Origin of the sequence: Rhizobium sp. BK112, from assembly GCF_014193215.1 — a bacterium.
GTDB lineage: Bacteria > Pseudomonadota > Alphaproteobacteria > Rhizobiales > Rhizobiaceae > Rhizobium > Rhizobium anhuiense.
Window position 1 is genome coordinate 164767 of the sequence record NZ_JACHYZ010000012.1, and the last position, 16418, is coordinate 181184.

A 16418-nucleotide genomic window follows, 5' to 3' on the forward strand; every position below is an offset into this window, starting at 1 on the left:
TAGCATGCCCCACCAGAAGGCAGGACAGGTCTCCAATTGCTCGTTCGCGACGAACACCGATTCCGGGCACGGCGGCTACATCCCCGCGCAATGCATGGGTTTCCATGAGTTGCGGTTGTAATGGGGCGGGGTTACGGTCTGAGCATGCGCTCGCCAGCCCCGAAATCGAGAAGAACGACAATACGAAACGCCGACGATCCCGTGGCTTTGTCTGTCCGGCAGGAGCAACTGATAATGAGCGTCTGGTCGCACCGCCCTCAATTCCTGCACCTGGGCCTTTTCATCGTGGCCTATGTGCTGGCCTGCGGATTCGCCCAGTCGCTCGCAATCGTCCCTGGAACCGGAATTTCCATCTGGCCGGCGAGTGGCCTTTTCATTGCGACACTTGTAGCCGCCTCTCCCTACAGCTGGCCGTGGTGGGTGGTGGGGGGCTGCCTGGCCGAACTGTTCAGCAATTTGCTGTGGTTCCACAGTCCGCTGCCTGCGGCTTTTCTGATCTACATCGGGAACGCCCTGGAAGCGGTTGCCGGGGCATGGCTCGTCAACCGAATCTTGAAGCGGCCAGTTCGGCTGGAAACCTTGCAGGAAGTTTTCGCGTTCGTCGTACTGGGCGCCGGGATTGCGCCCATCGCAAGCGCGACCGTGGGAAGTGCGACCCTGGCGTGGTTTGGCATACAATCGCAATCCTTCGCAACGGCTTGGCCTCTTTGGTGGATCGGAGACGCCACCGGCGTCCTGATCGTGGCGCCGCTGGCGCTGGTCGTATTTCACAGCTGGCGCGGCAAGACCCGGCTCTCAGCCGCGCAATGGGTGGAAGCTTTCGTCCTGGGGCTGATCTTTCTCGGCGTTGCGGCTCTTTCGCTGAGCGGCTACCTCCCCTTCGCATACATTATCATGCCGCCTCTTCTTTGGGCCGCCGTTCGCTTCGAATTCAAAGGCGCCGCCGTATCCTTGGTCCTCCTCGCCTTGATCACGGCATTGTTCACGATAACAGGCACCAGCCAGTTTGCCGGCGATCCCGAGGCCCAGAAGCACAAGCAGGTCATGCTGCAGCTTTTTCTGGCCATCTCGGCATTTTCGGCGCTCATTGTGGCCGCCATATCCCGGCAACACCAGTTGGCAGTGCTCACATTGCGCCAAAGCCTGGATACGCTCCGCGACCGGGAGCGGGAACTCTCGCAGCTCGTGGATATGGTTCCGAGCCACGTCTGGCGTCTGACCCCCGACGGCGAGCCGACCTTCTTCAACCAACGGATGGTCGATTTTCTCGGTCTCGATGTTGCTGATTTCGACAAACCCGGCATGAGCCGGCTGGAGTCCGTCCTGGACGCCACCGTTCACCCGGAGGATGCGGCGGGTTTCGGAGATGCCCTTCGCCATTGCCTCGCTACCGGCGCGAGCTTCGCCATGCGGTATCGCCTGCGCCGCTCCGACGGCCTCTATCGCTGGATGTCGAGCCGCGCGGAACCGATGAGGGATCAATCAGGGCGCATTGTCCAATGGTACGGCCTGTGTCACGACATCGACGATCAGGTTCATGCCGAAGAGGCTGTGCGGCGGAGCCAACAACAGCTTCAGCAGATCATAGACGCCGTGCCGGTTCGCATCTGGAGTGTGGAGCCCACGGGAGGATCGTTCTATTTCAACAAGCGGTATCAGGATCATTTCCGCTCCGTTATTGCCAATTTCGACGCTCTCGGTGAACCGCGCATCGACGATCTGCTGCAACAGCTGATTCATCCAGAAGACGCACCCGACATCCAGCGTACGCTCGGGAACTGCTTCGAAACCGGCTCCGGCTCCGCGATGCGATTTCGCTGGCGCGAACAGGATGATGTCTATCGCTGGGCGGAATGCCGGGTCGAGCCCCGCCGCGATGACGACGGAACGGTCGTGCAATGGTATGGCGTTTCTCTCGATATCGACGACGAGGTGCGTGCGCTGGAGGCGTTACGTGAACGTGAGCGCGAGCTCTCGCAGCTCGTCGACATGGTCCCGGTACAGATCAGGCGCTTGACGCCGGAAGGCGAGCCGGTCTTCTTCAACAAACGTCTGATCGACTTTTTCGGTCTCGACGTGGGCGATATGGACAGGCCTGGCATGAGCCGCCTCGCGTCAGTCATTCACACCCTCGTCCACCCCGATGACGCATCGAGGTTGCTGGAGACGGTTCATCGTTCCCTCGCCAGCGGCGATCCCTTCTCGATAAAATACCGCATGCGCCGCGTCGACGGTGCCTATCGCTGGGTCGACGGCCGCGCCGAACCGCTGCGGGACCAAAGCGGCGCAATCATGCAATGGTACGTGATCTCAGTCGACATTGACGATGAGATGCGTGCACAGGAAGCGCTGCGCGACCGGGAGCGGGAGCTTTCGCAACTGGTGGATATGGTTCCCAGCCTGCTCTGGCGGCTCAATTCGGACGGCACTCCGACCTTCTTCAACCAGCGCCTAATCGATTTTCTCGGTCTCGACATCGCCGATATGGAAAAGCCCGGCGTCAGTCGGCTGGCAGCCCTCATCGAAGCCGCCGTCCATCCCGACGATGCCGCCAGCCTCGCCGAAGCGCTCAACCACTCCCTCGTCACCGGCGAGGGCTTCTCAAAACAGTATCGCCTGCGGCGCGCCGATGGCGTCTATCGCTGGGTGAAGGGCAGCGCCGAGCCGCTGCGGGACGAAAACGGGCGGATCGTCCAATGGTACGGTCTCTCGCATGACATCGATGATCAGCTGCGCGTTGAAGAAGCGCTGCGAGAGAGTGAACGCTCGCTCTGGCAGATCGTCGAGACGCTGCCGGCCATGATCGATTGCGCCGCTCCGGATGGAGAGCCGGTCTATCGCAATCCTCAGCTTCGCGACTTTCTCGGATACAAGCTCGAAGAGCTGGACGGAACGGGAAAGTCCCGGCTGGCCGGCACACTCGACGCCGGTGTTCATCCCGACGAGGTGGCCGGAGTCAAGGAAAAGTATGCTCATTCGCTCGCCACCGGCGAGCCCTATGCACGCAGGCATCGCCTACGGCGGTTCGATGGTGAATATCGTTGGGTCGAGACACGCGCGGCGCCGATGCGCAACGCTGAAGGCGAGATCATTCAGTGGAATGTCATATGCCTCGATATCGACGGTGAGGTACGAGCGCAAGACGAGCTGCGCCTGGCGCAAGAGGGCCTTGCCCGGGCGAGCCAGGCGGCGAGCCTCGCCGAGCTTTCGGCTTCGATCGCGCATGAGGTGAACCAGCCGCTGGCGGCCGTCGTGGCGAATTCGCATGCCTGCCAGCGCTGGCTCACGGCTGAGCCGCCGAATATGGAGCGGGCGCAAAAGACGGTCGAGCGCATCATCCGGGACGCCAACTCGGCGGCCGAGGTCGTCAGCCGCATTCGCGCCTTATTCAAACAGTCCGCGGACAGGAGGATCCAAACGACGATCTCCGGCATCATCGACGAGGCGCGCAGCCTGATGACCGACGAGGCCTGGCGACGTCGTGTTCGCATCGGTGTCGACGTTGACGGCAATCTTCCGCTCATTGCAATCGATCGCATCCAGATCCAGCAAGTCCTGATCAATCTCATCCGCAACGGCATGGAAGCGATGGACGCCGTTGCAGACGACAGGATGATCGAGATCCGCGCGCGCCATATGGGGAATGCCGTCCAGACCGAGATTAGCGATCGCGGCCAGGGTATCGAGTTTCCCGAGAAAATGTTCGAGCCGTTCTTCACGACCAAGGAAAACGGCATGGGCATGGGGCTGGCGATCTGCCGTTCGATCGTCGAGCTTCATGGTGGACGATTGTGGGCCGAGAAGAACAATCCGCACGGAGCGACGTTGATCTTTACCTTGCCCATAGAAACGAAGGCGGCGTCATGACAGCCGATGACCATATTGTCTTCATCGTGGATGACGATGGACGTATTCGGGAAGCGCTCGGCGAGTTGCTGGAGTCGCACGGCATGCGCGCCATCGCCTTCGAATCGGCCTGCGAATACGTGAAAGCGGACAAGCCCGACCTGCCCGCCTGCCTTATTCTCGATATCGAACTGCCTGACATCAACGGCCTCGACCTGCAGAGACAGATCGCTGACAGGGACCATCCGCCGATCGTCTTCATCACAGGACATGGCGACATTCCCTCCTCCGTGCGTGCGATCAAGCATGGTGCGGTGGACTTCCTGACCAAACCCTTCAGCGATGCGGACCTCATGGCGGCAGTCCACGCGGCGATCGCCGAGGATCGGACAAAGAGATCGGAACGCGCCGAACTCGACATGCTCAAACGACACTACCTCGACCTGACGCCGCGAGAGCGCGAGGTGCTGCCGCTCGTCGTCAGCGGTCTTCTCAACAAGCAGGCGGCAGCCGAATTGGGGATCAGCGAAGTCACGCTGCAGATCCATAGAAGAAATGTGATGCAGAAAATGGCGGCGGCGTCGCTCGCCGATCTCGTCCGGATCGCGGAGAGATTGGAAATACCGATAACCCACTCGCGCCGAGTGGGAGGGAATTGAACATGAACAAGACAAGACACGTCGTGGCAATTGTCGATGACGATCCAAGGTTGCTTGAATCGATGGGCGACCTTCTGGAATCCGCGGGTTATGTGGCCCGCAGCTTTTCGTCGGCGGGCTCGTTGCTCATCAACGGGCTGTCGGACCTCGACCTGCTCATCACCGATATCGGAATGCCTGGCATCGACGGCTTCGAACTTCGCGATTTGGTGCGGAAGTCGCGCCCGGAGCTGCCGGTATTCCTGATCACGGGCCGCCACGAGATAGCAGATCAGGGCCGCGCTCAAGGCGTGGGCGGATTTTTCCGCAAGCCCTTTGATGCCCAGGCGCTGCTGGCAGCCATAGCCAGCGCTTTGCATAAATCGACAGATGGAGGGTGACATGCGAGTTGACCAGCCGTTGCTGCGGAGATCGGCGCCGTTATCGTTGCAGGGCAGATGTGAAGAGACAGAGCCACTCGTCATCATCGTCGATGACGACGCGTCCGTTCGTGAGGCGCTGTCGGAGCTCATCCTGTCGGCGGGTTTCCGGTCGACCAGTTTTGCCTCGACCCGCGAATTGCTTGACGCCGATATATTGGATAGCCCCGGTTGCCTGATCCTCGATGTGCGCATGCCTGGAGCAAGCGGCCTCCACCTGCAGCGTCATCTGGCCGAAAACGGCATTGCCAAGCCGATCATCTTCGTGACCGGCCATGGCGACATCCCGATGACCGTTCAGGCGATGAAGGCCGGCGCTGTCGATTTTCTCACCAAACCCGTGCGGGACCAGACGCTGCTCGACGCCATTACGGCTGCCATTGCGACGGATGCCGAGCGGCGAGCGGAAGCCGCGATCGCCGAGCGCAATATCAAGCGCCTGGAGACCCTGACGCAGCGCGAGCGCGAGGTTCTGCATGAAGTGGCACGCGGCCGCCTCAACAAGCAGATCGCCTTCGATCTCGGCATCAGCGAAGTGACGGTCAAGCTGCATCGCAGCAATGTCATGCACAAGATGGAGGCTGCCTCCATCGGCGAATTGATCCGGGCCTGGGAAACTCTGCCCGCACAAATGCGCCAGGCAGGCGCGCGCTAGCGCAATTCCAGACGCAACACTGCTGCACAGTTTTGCTGGAATTGCTCCAGCTTTAGCAGCACGCCTCCAAAAACTCGGGATGCCGGCCTCGAAGATTACATACCGCCGCTGTCCATTTGATGCGCGCCGTATCCGATCTGCGCCGAAAAAGACCATCTTGCGCCGGCAATGGGGTTTCGGCCGCGCACCCATGCGTTATTCCTAAATTAAAGCTCGGGGATATGACCTGGTGCCCCGCTTTGGTTCCTAAAGGAGATCTCGCTTTGAACAATCACTCGTCAACCGCGCCTTCCCCTGAAACCACCGCCTTCGACAACGAAGCAAACTTCCTGTCGGCCATGGGGAATGCCAAACGGCTTCATATGCTGCATCTGCTGGCCGAGGGAGAAATGTCGGTGAGCGTCCTGGCCGACGAGGTGGGGTTGAGCCAATCTTCGACGTCCCAGCATTTGGCCATTCTTCGAGAACAGGAACTCGTGCAGACGCGAAGGGCTGCACAGACGATCTATTATTCACTTCAATCCGGCGCGGCCAAGGCGATGCTCGATACGCTCGCCGACATTTTCGGATCCTACCATCGCTCCCCGGTAGAACGTGTCCGAGCCGTAGGCACCTGATGACGAAGCGTTGCTCTTGCGGCTCATGATTGGTGTCCAATTCTGCTGAGGATGATCCTGTCGGCAACTCAGGATCGGCGCCGCCGCATCGAGGTGCGGCATCACGGCGAAGAACGCAGTTTCGAAAAAGACGACTGCGGCTTGAGCGCAAGCGCCAAGCCGCCGTTCAGGGGCCGCAATTCCAAGGCCGGGATGCCGTGGCGCGGGAGTCCTGTCATGCTTCGCCTACATGCCCCTCGAACGCATCGATCCCCGATGTACGTTTGATGTACCCCTCCTAGACCACGGTGTGATTACGCCTCCATTGCGAATGGAGATAATGAACCGCATCAGGAACGGAACGGCAGCCCGACCATGCTCATCGATGCTGGGTTTGGGTCAGACGGAGGTGATCATGGACGTATATGAGGCAGTCAAAAGCCGACGGTCGGTGCGCGGGTTCAAAGACGCGCCTGTGGACAGGGGGGTTCTGGAGCGGGTGCTGTCCGCCGCGGCTTGGTCGCCGTCAGGATCGAACATCCAGCCGTGGAACACCTACGTGATGACCGGCGCGCCGCTGGCTGAGCTGAAGACGTCCGCCGTCGAGCGTGTGGCCCATGGCGACGCCTGGGACAAACGGCAGTACGAGATGTACCCGGCCGCACTGAAGTCCCCCTACGGGGAGCGCCGATCCGCCTTCGGCAAGGAGCGCTACAGCGCGCTCGGCATTGCACGCGAGGACTGGGAAGCGCGCCAGCGGGCAGCAATCGCCAACTGGAACTGTTTCGGCGCGCCCGCCGCCCTGTTCTGCTACATCGATCGCGACCTGGGCCTACCCCAATGGGCCGACGTCGGCATGTATCTGCAGACCGTCATGCTGCTGCTCCGCGCCGAAGGTCTGCACAGTTGCCCGCAGATGGCGTGGTCGCAGGTTCGCGAGACGGTCGCGGAGGTCCTGTCACCCCCGGACGGGCTCATCCTCTTCTGCGGCATGTCGATCGGGTACGAGGACCCCACGGTAAGTTACGCCCGTACGGGCCGCGCGCCGCTCGACGAGACGGTCACGTTCCTCGGCGATTAGTTACTTGCGATCAAAGGACAAGAGGGAGAACGCCATGACCACGCATAAAGTAGGCTATCTCATCGGCAGCCTCGCCAAGGGCTCGATCAACCGCAAACTCGCCACGGCGTTGGTGCGGTTGGCCCCGCCGGAACTCGAAATGTCGGAGATATCCTTCAAGGATCTGCCGCTCTACAGCTACGACTATGACGCCGACTACCCTCCGGCTGGCAAGGCATTCAAGGCGGCAATCGCGGCCGTCGACGCCGTGCTGTTCGTCACGCCGGAATACAATCGATCCATACCCGGCGGGCTGAAAAACGCAATCGACTGGGCGAGCCGCCCCTACGGCACCAACTCGTTCACACGCAAGCCGTCAGCAGTGATCGGCACGTCGCCGGGCGCGATCGGCACAGCCGTCGCCCAGCAGAATTTGCGCAGTGTGCTCAGTTTCTGCAACTCTCCGCAGATGAATGCCCCGGAAGCCTACATCCAGTTCACACCAGGGCTGATCACCGACGACGGCGAGGTCACGAAAGACAGCACCGCCGATTTCCTTCGCACTTTCATGCGGGACTTCCACGTCTTCATCGCAAGGGTTCGCTCAGTGCTGCCTAGAGATGCCTAGAGGGCGCTTGGAATGAGCGATTGCGTATCCTGTACTGCGGGAGCTGGCCACGTCCATCTGGGCGGCCAGCTCCGGTTTTTAAAGCGCACAATGCCTCAGGCGAAGGCGTAGGAGCCGTCCGGTCGCTTCGGCACGCGCCGCTGCCAGTGGATGTAGCCTTCCTCTTCCATCGCCTTCTCGTCCATTTCGACGCCCCAGCCCGGCCGGTCGGGACGCAATTCCAGATAGCCGTCCTTCGGCAGATAGGGATCGACGACATAGCGGGTTTCCCCCTGCCGTTTCTCGATATCGAGGCCGCCATAGACATAGGCCTGCCCCTTCGGCAGCCGGTATTCGAGGATGCGGAAATTCTGCGCCGCGGCCGAAAAATGAACGTTGACCGCCGTCGCAAGCGGCCCCATCGGGTTGTGCGGCGCCACCCCGACGAAATAGGCTTCGGCGAGTGTGGCAATGCGGCGCATTTCGCTGATGCCGCCGACGACGCAGATATCGGGCTGGATGAGATCGGCGCCCTTGACCTGCAGCAGCCGCAGGAACTCGTTTCTGTTGTAGAGCGACTCGCCGGTGGCAAGCACGCAGTTGAGCCCCTGTTTCAGATCGCCCCACGCCTCGATATTCTCAGGGCGCAGCGGTTCCTCGAAAAACAAGGGATCGTAGGGGGCCAGCGCGTTGCCGAGTTGCCTTGCGGCGACCGGCTCGAAAATCTTGGCATGGGCATCGAAGGCGATCTCGTATTCGTCGTTGACCGTCTCGCGCAGCGAGCGGAAATAATCCGCCGAGGCTTTCACCACATTGCCCCAGCGATGGGCGTGCATGTCGATACGCCAGGGGCTGAGCTTGAAGGCGGTGAAACCCCATTCTTCCTTCAGACGATCGAATTCGTCGCGGGCGGCCGGCGCGTCCGGTGCGGTGTAGACGCCGGCATAGACCTTGATGCGGTCGCGCACCTCGCCGCCCAGCAGCTTGTAGACTGGGACATTTGCTGCCTTGGCCGCAAGATCCCACAGGCAGTGATCGAGCGCAGAGATCGCGGCAAGGCCAAGCGCGCCCGGCGGGAACCGGCTTTGCTGGATCAACAGATTGACGAGATAATCGACGCGTGTGGGGTCCTGGCCGGAGAGAAATGCGTAGAGATAATCCAGGAGCGGCGGCAGCGCCTTGTCGGGGCCGTGATTGTAGCATTCACCCCAGCCCGTCAGCCCGTCATCGGTGTCGAGCGCGACGATCACGCGGGGACGGTCCTTGTCGCGGGTCATGAAAACCCGCATGCGGTCGATCTTCATCTTTCTGTCCTTCTAGCGATTGAAATAGCTGCGGCGTGCGACGCGCGTCTGCACGTAGAGATGCTCTTTGTAGGTTCCGGGATTATAGGAGCCGGCAGCTTCCGGCACGGGAACGGAGACATTGCCGCCGCTCGGAAAACGAGCGACGAATGCTTCGTCGATATCGCAGCCGAGCCCCGGCCCGTCGGGAACCGCAATCAGGCCGTCGACCTGAACAGGGTGCGGCACGATCGTCTGGCGGCGGCCGTCCCAGTCGTCGTCAAGGCGCTCGAGAATGAGGGCGTTCGGGATCGCCGCAAGCAGATGCAAGGCGGCATATTCGGCCACCGGCCCGAGCGAGCCCGAATGCGGCGCCATCTGGATATGATGCGCCTCGGCCATGGCGGCGATCTTCTTCATCTGGGTGATGCCGCCGGCCCGGCCGGTATCCGGCTGGATCACGTCGACCAGTTCCTTCTCGATGAGCTCGCGCTCGCCGAAGATAGTTGCCGAGCGCTCGCCAGCCGCGAGCGGCACATGGGCTGCGTCGCGGATGCGCCGGTAGCCGTCGATATTGTCGGGTGCGATCGGATCTTCGACCCACATCAGCTCGTAAGGTTCGAGCGCCCGCACCAGCCGGCAGGCATCGGCTGGCGTCAGCCATGGCGGCCCATGCAGATCGATGGCGATGTCCATGTCGTCGCCGACGGCGTCGCGGAGAGCTGCAACCTTGCGGACGGGATCGGCAACCCCGCCGCATTTGATCGCCTTGATGCCGCGCTCCTTGATGGCGAGCGCGCGCTCGGGCGTATTCGCATGCGAATAGATCGGGATCCGATCACGCACCTTGCCGCCGAGCAGCATCCAGACTGGCACGCCGAGCGCCTTGCCCTTGATGTCCCAGAGCGCCATGTCGATGCCGGTCATCGCACCGCCGCCGACCGTCCCGAGCATGCCGTGACCCATCATGGCGATATGCATCTTCTGCCACAGCCGTTCGATATGGGCCGGATCCTCGCCGATAAGGAGGGGTGCAAGATCATGGATCGCCGTCTCGATGACGCGCGGCCAGCCGGAGCATTCACCAATACCGGTGATGCCCTCGTCGGTATCGATCTTCAGAAAGAGCCAGTTCCGGGTGCCGGCGAGCTGTCTGGACGCACCATGTCCGGAGCGCTCGTCCGAGGCCCATTTGGAGGGATCGGGCTGACCGGCATGCATGAGAAACGTGCGGATCCCGGTGATTTTCATCGCAGAGAACTCCCATTCTTCAGAATCTCCGGCGCGACGTAGCGGAAACGCCGCGAATGATCGCGGTCGCGCGGATCGGGGCGCGGGATGGCTGATATGAGCGCCTGCGTATAGGCGTGCTCGGGCGTGCGGCAGACTTTCTCCGCATCGCCGATTTCGACGAGTTGGCCTTTGTACATGACGCCGACACGGTCGCACATGTAGCGGATGACGCCGATGTCATGACTGATGAAGATATAGGCGAGGCCGAGTTCGTCCTGCAGGCGCATCAGGAGATCGAGCACCTGCGAGCGCACGGAGACGTCGAGCGCCGAGGTCGCCTCATCGGCAACGATGACACGCGGATTGAGTGTGATGGCGCGGGCAATGCCGATGCGCTGGCGCTGGCCGCCGGAGAATGCGTGCGGGTAGCGTTCGCGCGCCCTCGGGTCTAGGCCGACCTGCTCCATGAGGTGGCAAACGCGCTCGTCCAGCGCCCGCCCCTTTGCCACGCCATTGACGAGCAGCGGCTCGCCGATGATCTGGGAGACGGTCATGCGTGGGTTGAGGGAGCCGAAAGGATCTTGAAACACCATCCGCAATTCCCGCCGTGCGGCGGCGAGCGTCTGACCCTTTGCCGTTGCCAGATCGATGATGTCGCCGTCGGCGCGGCGATAGAGGATTTCGCCTGCTGTGGGATCAATCAGCCGCATGATCGAGCGGCCCATCGTCGTCTTCCCGGATCCGCTTTCGCCGACGATCCCAAGCGTCTCGCCCGGCAGAAGCGAAATGGAAACATCGTCCAGCGCTTTCACTTCACCGAAATCCATCGATACATTGCGGAGTTCGAGGATCGGTGGCGCCGTCGTGTCGAGCGGGGCGCGCTCCAGCCGAATTTCGGCCTTCGCTTCCAGCTTCAGCACCGAGCCGATCAGCATGCGGGTATAGTCGTCTTTCGGTGCATGAAAGATTTGCTCGACCGGCGCATATTCCTTGGCGACGCCATTGTGCATGACGAGCACATCGTCGGCGATCTGCGCGACGACGCCCATGTCATGGGTGATGAACAGAACGGCCATGCCCTTGGCCTTCTGCAGCCGGGCGATCAGATCGAGAATTTCGGCCTGTGTCGTCACGTCGAGGGCCGTGGTCGGTTCGTCGGCGATCAGGAGCTGCGGTTTGCAGGCGAGCGCCATGGCTATCATCGCGCGCTGGCGCATGCCGCCGGAATATTGGAAGGCATATCGGTCGAGCGCCTTTTCCGGCGAGGGAATCTCGACCTGCTTGAGCAGCGATATGGCCTCGGCGCGCGCCTCTGCCTTGCTCATCCTGGTGTGAAGGCGAAGCGCCTCGACGATCTGGTTGCCGACCGTGTGGATCGGCGACAGTGACGACATCGGCTCCTGGAAAATCATGGCGATGTCGCGGCCGCGGATCGCCCGGATCTGGCGCCCACGCGGATTGAGACTGGTCAGATCGATCGAGCCGCCGTTCTGTTCGTTCAAGATGATCGATCCGCCGGAGATACGGCCGGGCGCATCGACGATCTGCAGGATCGAACGCGCCGTCACCGACTTTCCCGATCCGCTTTCGCCGACGACACAGAGCGTCTTGCCCGGCTCGATCGTGAAGGACAGATCGCTGACGGCGCGAAAGACGCCGGTGCGCAGCGGGAATTCGACGGTCAGATTTTTCACCTGCAGCAGCGGCTTGCCGGCAATGGGAACGATATCGGTCATGCCGGCCTCATTTGTTGTAGGGATCGGCTGCATCGCGCAGGCCATCGCCGAGAAGGTTGAGCGCCATCACGGCAACGACGACGGCGCAGCCCGGCATGAAGAGCCACGGTGCCGTGGCGATCGAGCGAATGTTCTGGGCCTCGCGCAACAGCACGCCCCAGGAGATGGTCGGCGGCTGCAGCCCAAGCCCCAGGAAGGAGAGTGAGGTTTCGGCAAGGATCATCGCCGGCACCGCAAGCGTGATCGAGGCAATGATGTGGCTGGCGAAGCTCGGCAGCATGTGGCGAAAGATGATGCGTCTTTCGCGAACGCCGTCGAGCCTGGCGGCGGCGACGAATTCTTCGGTGCGCAGGGACAGGAAGCGGCCGCGAACGACGCGGGCAAGCTGCGCCCAGCCGGTCAGCGACAGGATGATCGTGATCATCATATATTGCAGCGTCGCCGGCCAATCCTGCGGCAGGGCCGCGGCCATGGCCAGCCAGATCGGGATCGTCGGCAGCGACAGCACGAAATCGATCACCCGCTGCAGGAAGAAATCGATGTGGCCGCCGTAGTATCCCGAGATGCCGCCGAGCACGATGCCGAGAATCAGTGAGAAGAATACGCCAACGAGGCCGATCGACAACGATATCTGCGAGCCCTGTACCGTTCGGCTGAAGACATCGCGCCCCAGCCTGTCGGCACCGAAGAGAAGCAGCGGCGTCGTCTTGTCGGGCGAGGCGATCAGATGGATGTTGGTGTTGAACAGGCCGAACACGGAATATTCATAGCCGCGCCCGAAAAACTGGACGTCGACACGCTTCGTCGTGTCTTCCTTGAAGATAGCGGCCAGCGTTTCCGGATCGCGAGTCAGCTTCATCGGGTAATAATGCGGGCCGAAGGAGAAACCGTTCGCAGTATCGATCAGATGCAATTTCTGCGGCGGGTGAAAAGTCGCCCGCGCATTTTGCAGGTTCGGATCGTTGATGGCGAAGAAACCGGGAACAAGGGCGACGATATACATCATCACGGTGACGACGAGCGCGACCATGGCGAGCCGGTGCCGGCGGAAAGCCCACCAGATGAGCTGCCACTGCGATGCGACGGCAGCGCGATCCGGCTGAATATTTGTAACGGTGATGTCGGCCACGTGAGGCTCCTATTCCAACCGGATGCGGGGATCGACCAGCGCAAGCAGGATGTCGCTGATCAGAGAGCCTATCAGCGTCAGCGCGCAGATCAGCAGAACGAAGGCGCCGGCGAGATACATGTCCTGGGCCATCAGCGCCTGCAGCAGCAGGGGTGCTGCCGTCGGCAGATTGAGGACGATGGCGACGACGACGGAGCCGGAAATGAGGTTGGGCAGCAGCCAGGCAATCGTCGAGATGAAGGGATTGAGCGCGATCATCAGAGGATATTTCATCAGCAGCCGGAACTCCGAGAGCCCCTTTGCCCGTGCCGTGGTCACATAAGGCTTCGGCAGTTCGTCGAGCATATTCGCGCGCATCACGCGAATGAGGCTTGCCGTCGAAGAGACGGCCAGGATGATGACGGGAAGCCAGAGATGCGAAAACAGGTCGACCATCTTGGCGAAGCTCCAGGACGCGTTCTCGTATTCCGCCGAAAACAACCCGCCGACATCCTGGCCGAATTCGACCGCCGCGATATACATCAGCACCAGCGCCAGCAGGAAAGACGGAACGGCCAGGCCGAAGAAGGTGAAGGCGGTGAAGAAATAGTCGCCGATGGAATATTTGCGCACGGCGGAGAAAACGCCGATCGGCAGGGCGATCGCCCAGGTGGCGATCAATGTCGACAGAGCCAGGACGAGGGTCAGCGCCATGCGCTCCCAGATCAGGTCGGAGACCGGTTGCTGCCACTCGAAGGAAATGCCGAAATCGCCGCGCGAGAGGATGCCCCAGATCCATTTGAAATATTGGACGAGCATCGGATCGCCGAGGCCGAAGCGCTCGCGCAATTGTGCCGCCGTGTTCTGATCGACGATCTCGTTGGAGGCGGCCAGCGTCGCAATATAGGTCGTGACATAGTCGCCCGGCGGCAGCTGGATCAACACGAAAGCGAGGAAGCTGACGGCAAACAGCGATGGAATCATCCATAGGAAGCGTTTGGCGATAAAGATCAGCATGAGGCGCCTCTTGCATTGAACGCCGCCCTCCGGGCCCTGTCGGCCGTCAGCCGGCAAGGCATCTCGGAGGGCGAACTGAAAGAAAGCGCCGTACCGTTGGGCACGGCGCCAAGTTCGAAATCAGCTCGTAAAGGTGAATTGCTGCGGCATCGCAGGCCCTGGATTGGGCCAGGACCAGCTATCCGGCTCCTTCTCGGGAACATTGCGCAGATTGTTGCGGATGATGCCGAAGCCGCCGACGGCAAGGCATAGGCCGACTGTCTCGAACTCCTCCGCAGCGATATCGAAGATCTGCTTCATGATCGCGCCGCGCTTGTCGAGATCGGCCGTCGAACGCGCTTCGTCGAAGAGCTTCATGCGCTTCTTCTGGCTTTCCGGGGGCTCTTCGCCGCGGGCACCGTTGGAGGTGTACCAAAGCGTCCACGGAATGGCGTAACGCGATCCTTGAGGATGGAAGGCGAAGAAATCGCGCGGATCGAGCATCGGATCGAGACCGCCAGGACCCGGCCACACCGCCGCATCATGGGCGTTGTCGTCGCCGCGAGTGTAATAGAGCGCCCGCTCGATCGTGTTGACCTTCATGTCTATACCGATCTGAGCCCAATGCGTCTTGACCAATTCCAGGGCATCGACGAGGTCGGGATAGAGCGTCGGAATGACGTCGATCGAGAAGAACACTTTCTGGCCGTCGGGCCGCAGCCGGAAACCGTCGCTGCCCTTCTTGTAGCCGGCTTCATCGAGCATCGCGCTCGCCTTGTCGACATCATATTCGGTGAACTGGCGCGCGTATTTCTCGTTATACCAGGGATGGGTCGGACGCGGTCCTGCCTGGTAGGGTTCGCTCTGTCCGAAATAGACGATGTCGATGAGTTCTGGGCGATTGATGCCGATCGACAGCGCTTGCCGGAACGCCTTATCCGCAAACATCTTGCGCATGGCAGGATCTTTGTGGGTGATGTTGAAGTAGATCTGGCACTGTTGCGAGGCCGAAGGCACCAGCGTCAGCAGACGATAATCGCCTTTCTCCATGTTCTGGGACAGCGTCGGCTTGTTGGCCAGAACGCTGATATGGCGTTCCTGGATATCGATCTTTCCGGAGATGACGTTCAGCATCAGCGATTCGACGTCCTGCGAGATGCCGAAGTTGATTTCATCGATGTAGGGAAGCTGGTTGCCCTCGGTATCGACCTGCCAGAAATAGGGATTGCGGGTCATGACGACGCGCGTGGCACCCCCGGCATAGGGCTCCTTGACCACCCACGGATCGAGCGTCGGCTTGTCGACATTGCCCCACCGCGACGGGATCTCGATATCGCCGCAACGGCTGCGGAACAGCTCCGTCCAGCTGGTGACGCCGGCCTTCTTCGCATCGGCCTCGATATTGGGATTGTATTTCGGCAGGAACTGGCTGCAGTAATGCTTCGGGAACAATGTCGGATGCTGACCGAGCGGCGTGGCGAGGTTTTCGAGATAAAGCGCGTTGGCCGCCGCAAAGGTGAACTTCACCGTATAATCGTCGATCTTCTCGACCGTGACCGGCTTGCCGGCGACCGCAAGCTGCGCCGGTGTCGAGCTGTAGAGCTCGGTGTTCTTGACGCAGTCTTCGATCGCAAAAACGACGTCGTCGGCCGTGAAGGGGTGGCCGTCGGACCAGCGAACACCTTCGATCAGATGGAAGGTGAATTGCTTTGCGTCGTCGCTAACTTCCCAGCGTTCGGCAAGGTTCGGCTGCACGGCGGTAAAATCGAGGTTCCAGCGCACAAGGCTCTGGTTGCCGACCATGCGCAGGATGCCGTTATGGTCCGATGAACCGCGAAGGCCGCGCCGCAGCGAGCCGCCATAGGTGCCGACTTTCTCGTACGGCGTCACCACCATCGGCTTTTTCGGCAGGCGCTCGGCAAGCGGCGGCAGTTTTCCGTCTTTGACGAGCTGCGCAAGTGCCGGCGCTTCGCCGCCTGCGGCGAAAGCGCGGCCGGCGATGGACAGCGCTGCGACGCCAGCCATGCCACCAAGCACGGCGCGGCGTGTGACACCACGCGACAGAATTTCATTGGGCATCGAGTTCCTCCCTTTTTGCGCCGGCACAGCTTTTGCACCGGCTGATGCGGCGGGCTCCCGACCTGCCGCTTGCGCCCTCCTCGGCGCTGGGACCGAACCATAGACACGTTCTCAAATGATTACAAGAGTTGACAGATATTT

The 16418-nt window shown here is 61.3% G+C and carries 13 protein-coding genes; 7 read left to right on the forward strand and 6 right to left on the reverse strand.

The genetic code is table 11. The features are described from left to right. The first annotated feature begins 231 nt into the window (after positions 1 to 231). The 7 genes from FHT75_RS28180 (at position 232) to FHT75_RS28210 (ending at position 7863) form a co-directional block, all read left to right on the forward strand. Positions 232 to 3867 carry a PAS domain-containing protein gene (locus FHT75_RS28180; RefSeq protein WP_183845299.1) on the forward strand — a complete coding sequence of 1212 codons (3636 nt, stop codon included), beginning with the start codon at positions 232 to 234 and terminating at the stop codon, positions 3865 to 3867. Beyond that, positions 3864 to 4505, forward strand: coding sequence for a response regulator transcription factor (locus FHT75_RS28185; protein WP_063473724.1), 642 nt, complete (start codon positions 3864 to 3866; stop codon positions 4503 to 4505). The genes FHT75_RS28180 and FHT75_RS28185 overlap by 4 nt, the downstream gene beginning before the upstream one ends. Positions 4506 to 4507: 2 nt before the next feature. Then, complete coding sequence (locus FHT75_RS28190; protein ID WP_063473725.1) at positions 4508 to 4885, forward strand: response regulator; 378 nt, start codon at positions 4508 to 4510, stop codon at positions 4883 to 4885. 1 nt (position 4886) lies between these two features. Further along, the gene (locus FHT75_RS28195; RefSeq protein ID WP_063473726.1) at positions 4887 to 5579 is read left to right on the forward strand and encodes a response regulator transcription factor; all 693 of its coding nucleotides are present in this window, start codon (positions 4887 to 4889) and stop codon (positions 5577 to 5579) included. Between the two features lie 263 nt (positions 5580 to 5842). Further along, positions 5843 to 6196, forward strand: coding sequence for an ArsR/SmtB family transcription factor (locus FHT75_RS28200; protein WP_047619082.1), 354 nt, complete (start codon positions 5843 to 5845; stop codon positions 6194 to 6196). Between the two features lie 394 nt (positions 6197 to 6590). Further along, positions 6591 to 7256 (forward strand): nitroreductase, encoded by a 666-nt coding sequence (locus FHT75_RS28205; protein ID WP_063473766.1) that lies wholly within the window; start codon positions 6591 to 6593, stop codon positions 7254 to 7256. A 34-nt stretch (positions 7257 to 7290) separates the two neighbouring features. Next, entirely contained in the window at positions 7291 to 7863 is a 573-nt protein-coding gene (locus FHT75_RS28210; protein ID WP_047619086.1) for an NADPH-dependent FMN reductase, read from the forward strand. Positions 7864 to 7958: 95 nt separating this feature from the next. On the opposite strand, the gene FHT75_RS28215 is transcribed toward FHT75_RS28210, so the two are convergent. From FHT75_RS28215 to FHT75_RS28240, 6 genes are all read right to left on the reverse strand, one after another. Beyond that, positions 7959 to 9146 carry a galactarate dehydratase gene (locus FHT75_RS28215; protein ID WP_047619090.1) on the reverse strand — a complete coding sequence of 396 codons (1188 nt, stop codon included), beginning with the start codon at positions 9144 to 9146 and terminating at the stop codon, positions 7959 to 7961. 12 nt (positions 9147 to 9158) lie between these two features. Beyond that, positions 9159 to 10376, reverse strand: coding sequence for a mandelate racemase/muconate lactonizing enzyme family protein (locus FHT75_RS28220; RefSeq protein WP_063473727.1), 1218 nt, complete (start codon positions 10374 to 10376; stop codon positions 9159 to 9161). Continuing rightward, positions 10373 to 12094, reverse strand: a complete 1722-nt coding sequence (locus tag FHT75_RS28225; RefSeq protein WP_063473728.1) for an ABC transporter ATP-binding protein — start codon at positions 12092 to 12094, stop codon at positions 10373 to 10375. Before FHT75_RS28225 ends, FHT75_RS28220 begins: the two co-directional genes overlap by 4 nt. A gap of 7 nt (positions 12095 to 12101) precedes the next feature. After that, entirely contained in the window at positions 12102 to 13223 is a 1122-nt protein-coding gene (locus tag FHT75_RS28230) for an ABC transporter permease (RefSeq protein WP_063473729.1), read from the reverse strand. Between the two features lie 9 nt (positions 13224 to 13232). After that, complete coding sequence (locus tag FHT75_RS28235; RefSeq protein ID WP_063473730.1) at positions 13233 to 14219, reverse strand: ABC transporter permease; 987 nt, start codon at positions 14217 to 14219, stop codon at positions 13233 to 13235. 120 nt (positions 14220 to 14339) lie between these two features. Continuing rightward, positions 14340 to 16277: an ABC transporter substrate-binding protein gene (locus tag FHT75_RS28240; protein ID WP_063473731.1), complete on the reverse strand. Its 1938-nt coding sequence runs from the start codon at positions 16275 to 16277 to the stop codon at positions 14340 to 14342. Between the last annotated feature and the right edge of the window lie 141 nt (positions 16278 to 16418).

What these genes read in the sequence shown, in the direction of transcription:
- FHT75_RS28185 (WP_063473724.1), top strand. Translation starts at nt 3,864, where the DNA reads ATGACAGCCGATGACCATATTGTCTTCATCGTGGATGACGATGGACGT.
- FHT75_RS28190 (WP_063473725.1), top strand. Translation starts at nt 4,508, where the DNA reads ATGAACAAGACAAGACACGTCGTGGCAATTGTCGATGACGATCCAAGG.
- FHT75_RS28195 (WP_063473726.1), top strand. Translation starts at nt 4,887, where the DNA reads ATGCGAGTTGACCAGCCGTTGCTGCGGAGATCGGCGCCGTTATCGTTG.
- FHT75_RS28205 (WP_063473766.1), top strand. Translation starts at nt 6,591, where the DNA reads ATGGACGTATATGAGGCAGTCAAAAGCCGACGGTCGGTGCGCGGGTTC.
- FHT75_RS28210 (WP_047619086.1), top strand. Translation starts at nt 7,291, where the DNA reads ATGACCACGCATAAAGTAGGCTATCTCATCGGCAGCCTCGCCAAGGGC.
- FHT75_RS28215 (WP_047619090.1), bottom strand. Translation starts at nt 9,146, where the DNA reads ATGAAGATCGACCGCATGCGGGTTTTCATGACCCGCGACAAGGACCGT.
- FHT75_RS28220 (WP_063473727.1), bottom strand. Translation starts at nt 10,376, where the DNA reads ATGAAAATCACCGGGATCCGCACGTTTCTCATGCATGCCGGTCAGCCC.
- FHT75_RS28225 (WP_063473728.1), bottom strand. Translation starts at nt 12,094, where the DNA reads ATGACCGATATCGTTCCCATTGCCGGCAAGCCGCTGCTGCAGGTGAAA.
- FHT75_RS28235 (WP_063473730.1), bottom strand. Translation starts at nt 14,219, where the DNA reads ATGCTGATCTTTATCGCCAAACGCTTCCTATGGATGATTCCATCGCTG.
- FHT75_RS28240 (WP_063473731.1), bottom strand. Translation starts at nt 16,277, where the DNA reads ATGCCCAATGAAATTCTGTCGCGTGGTGTCACACGCCGCGCCGTGCTT.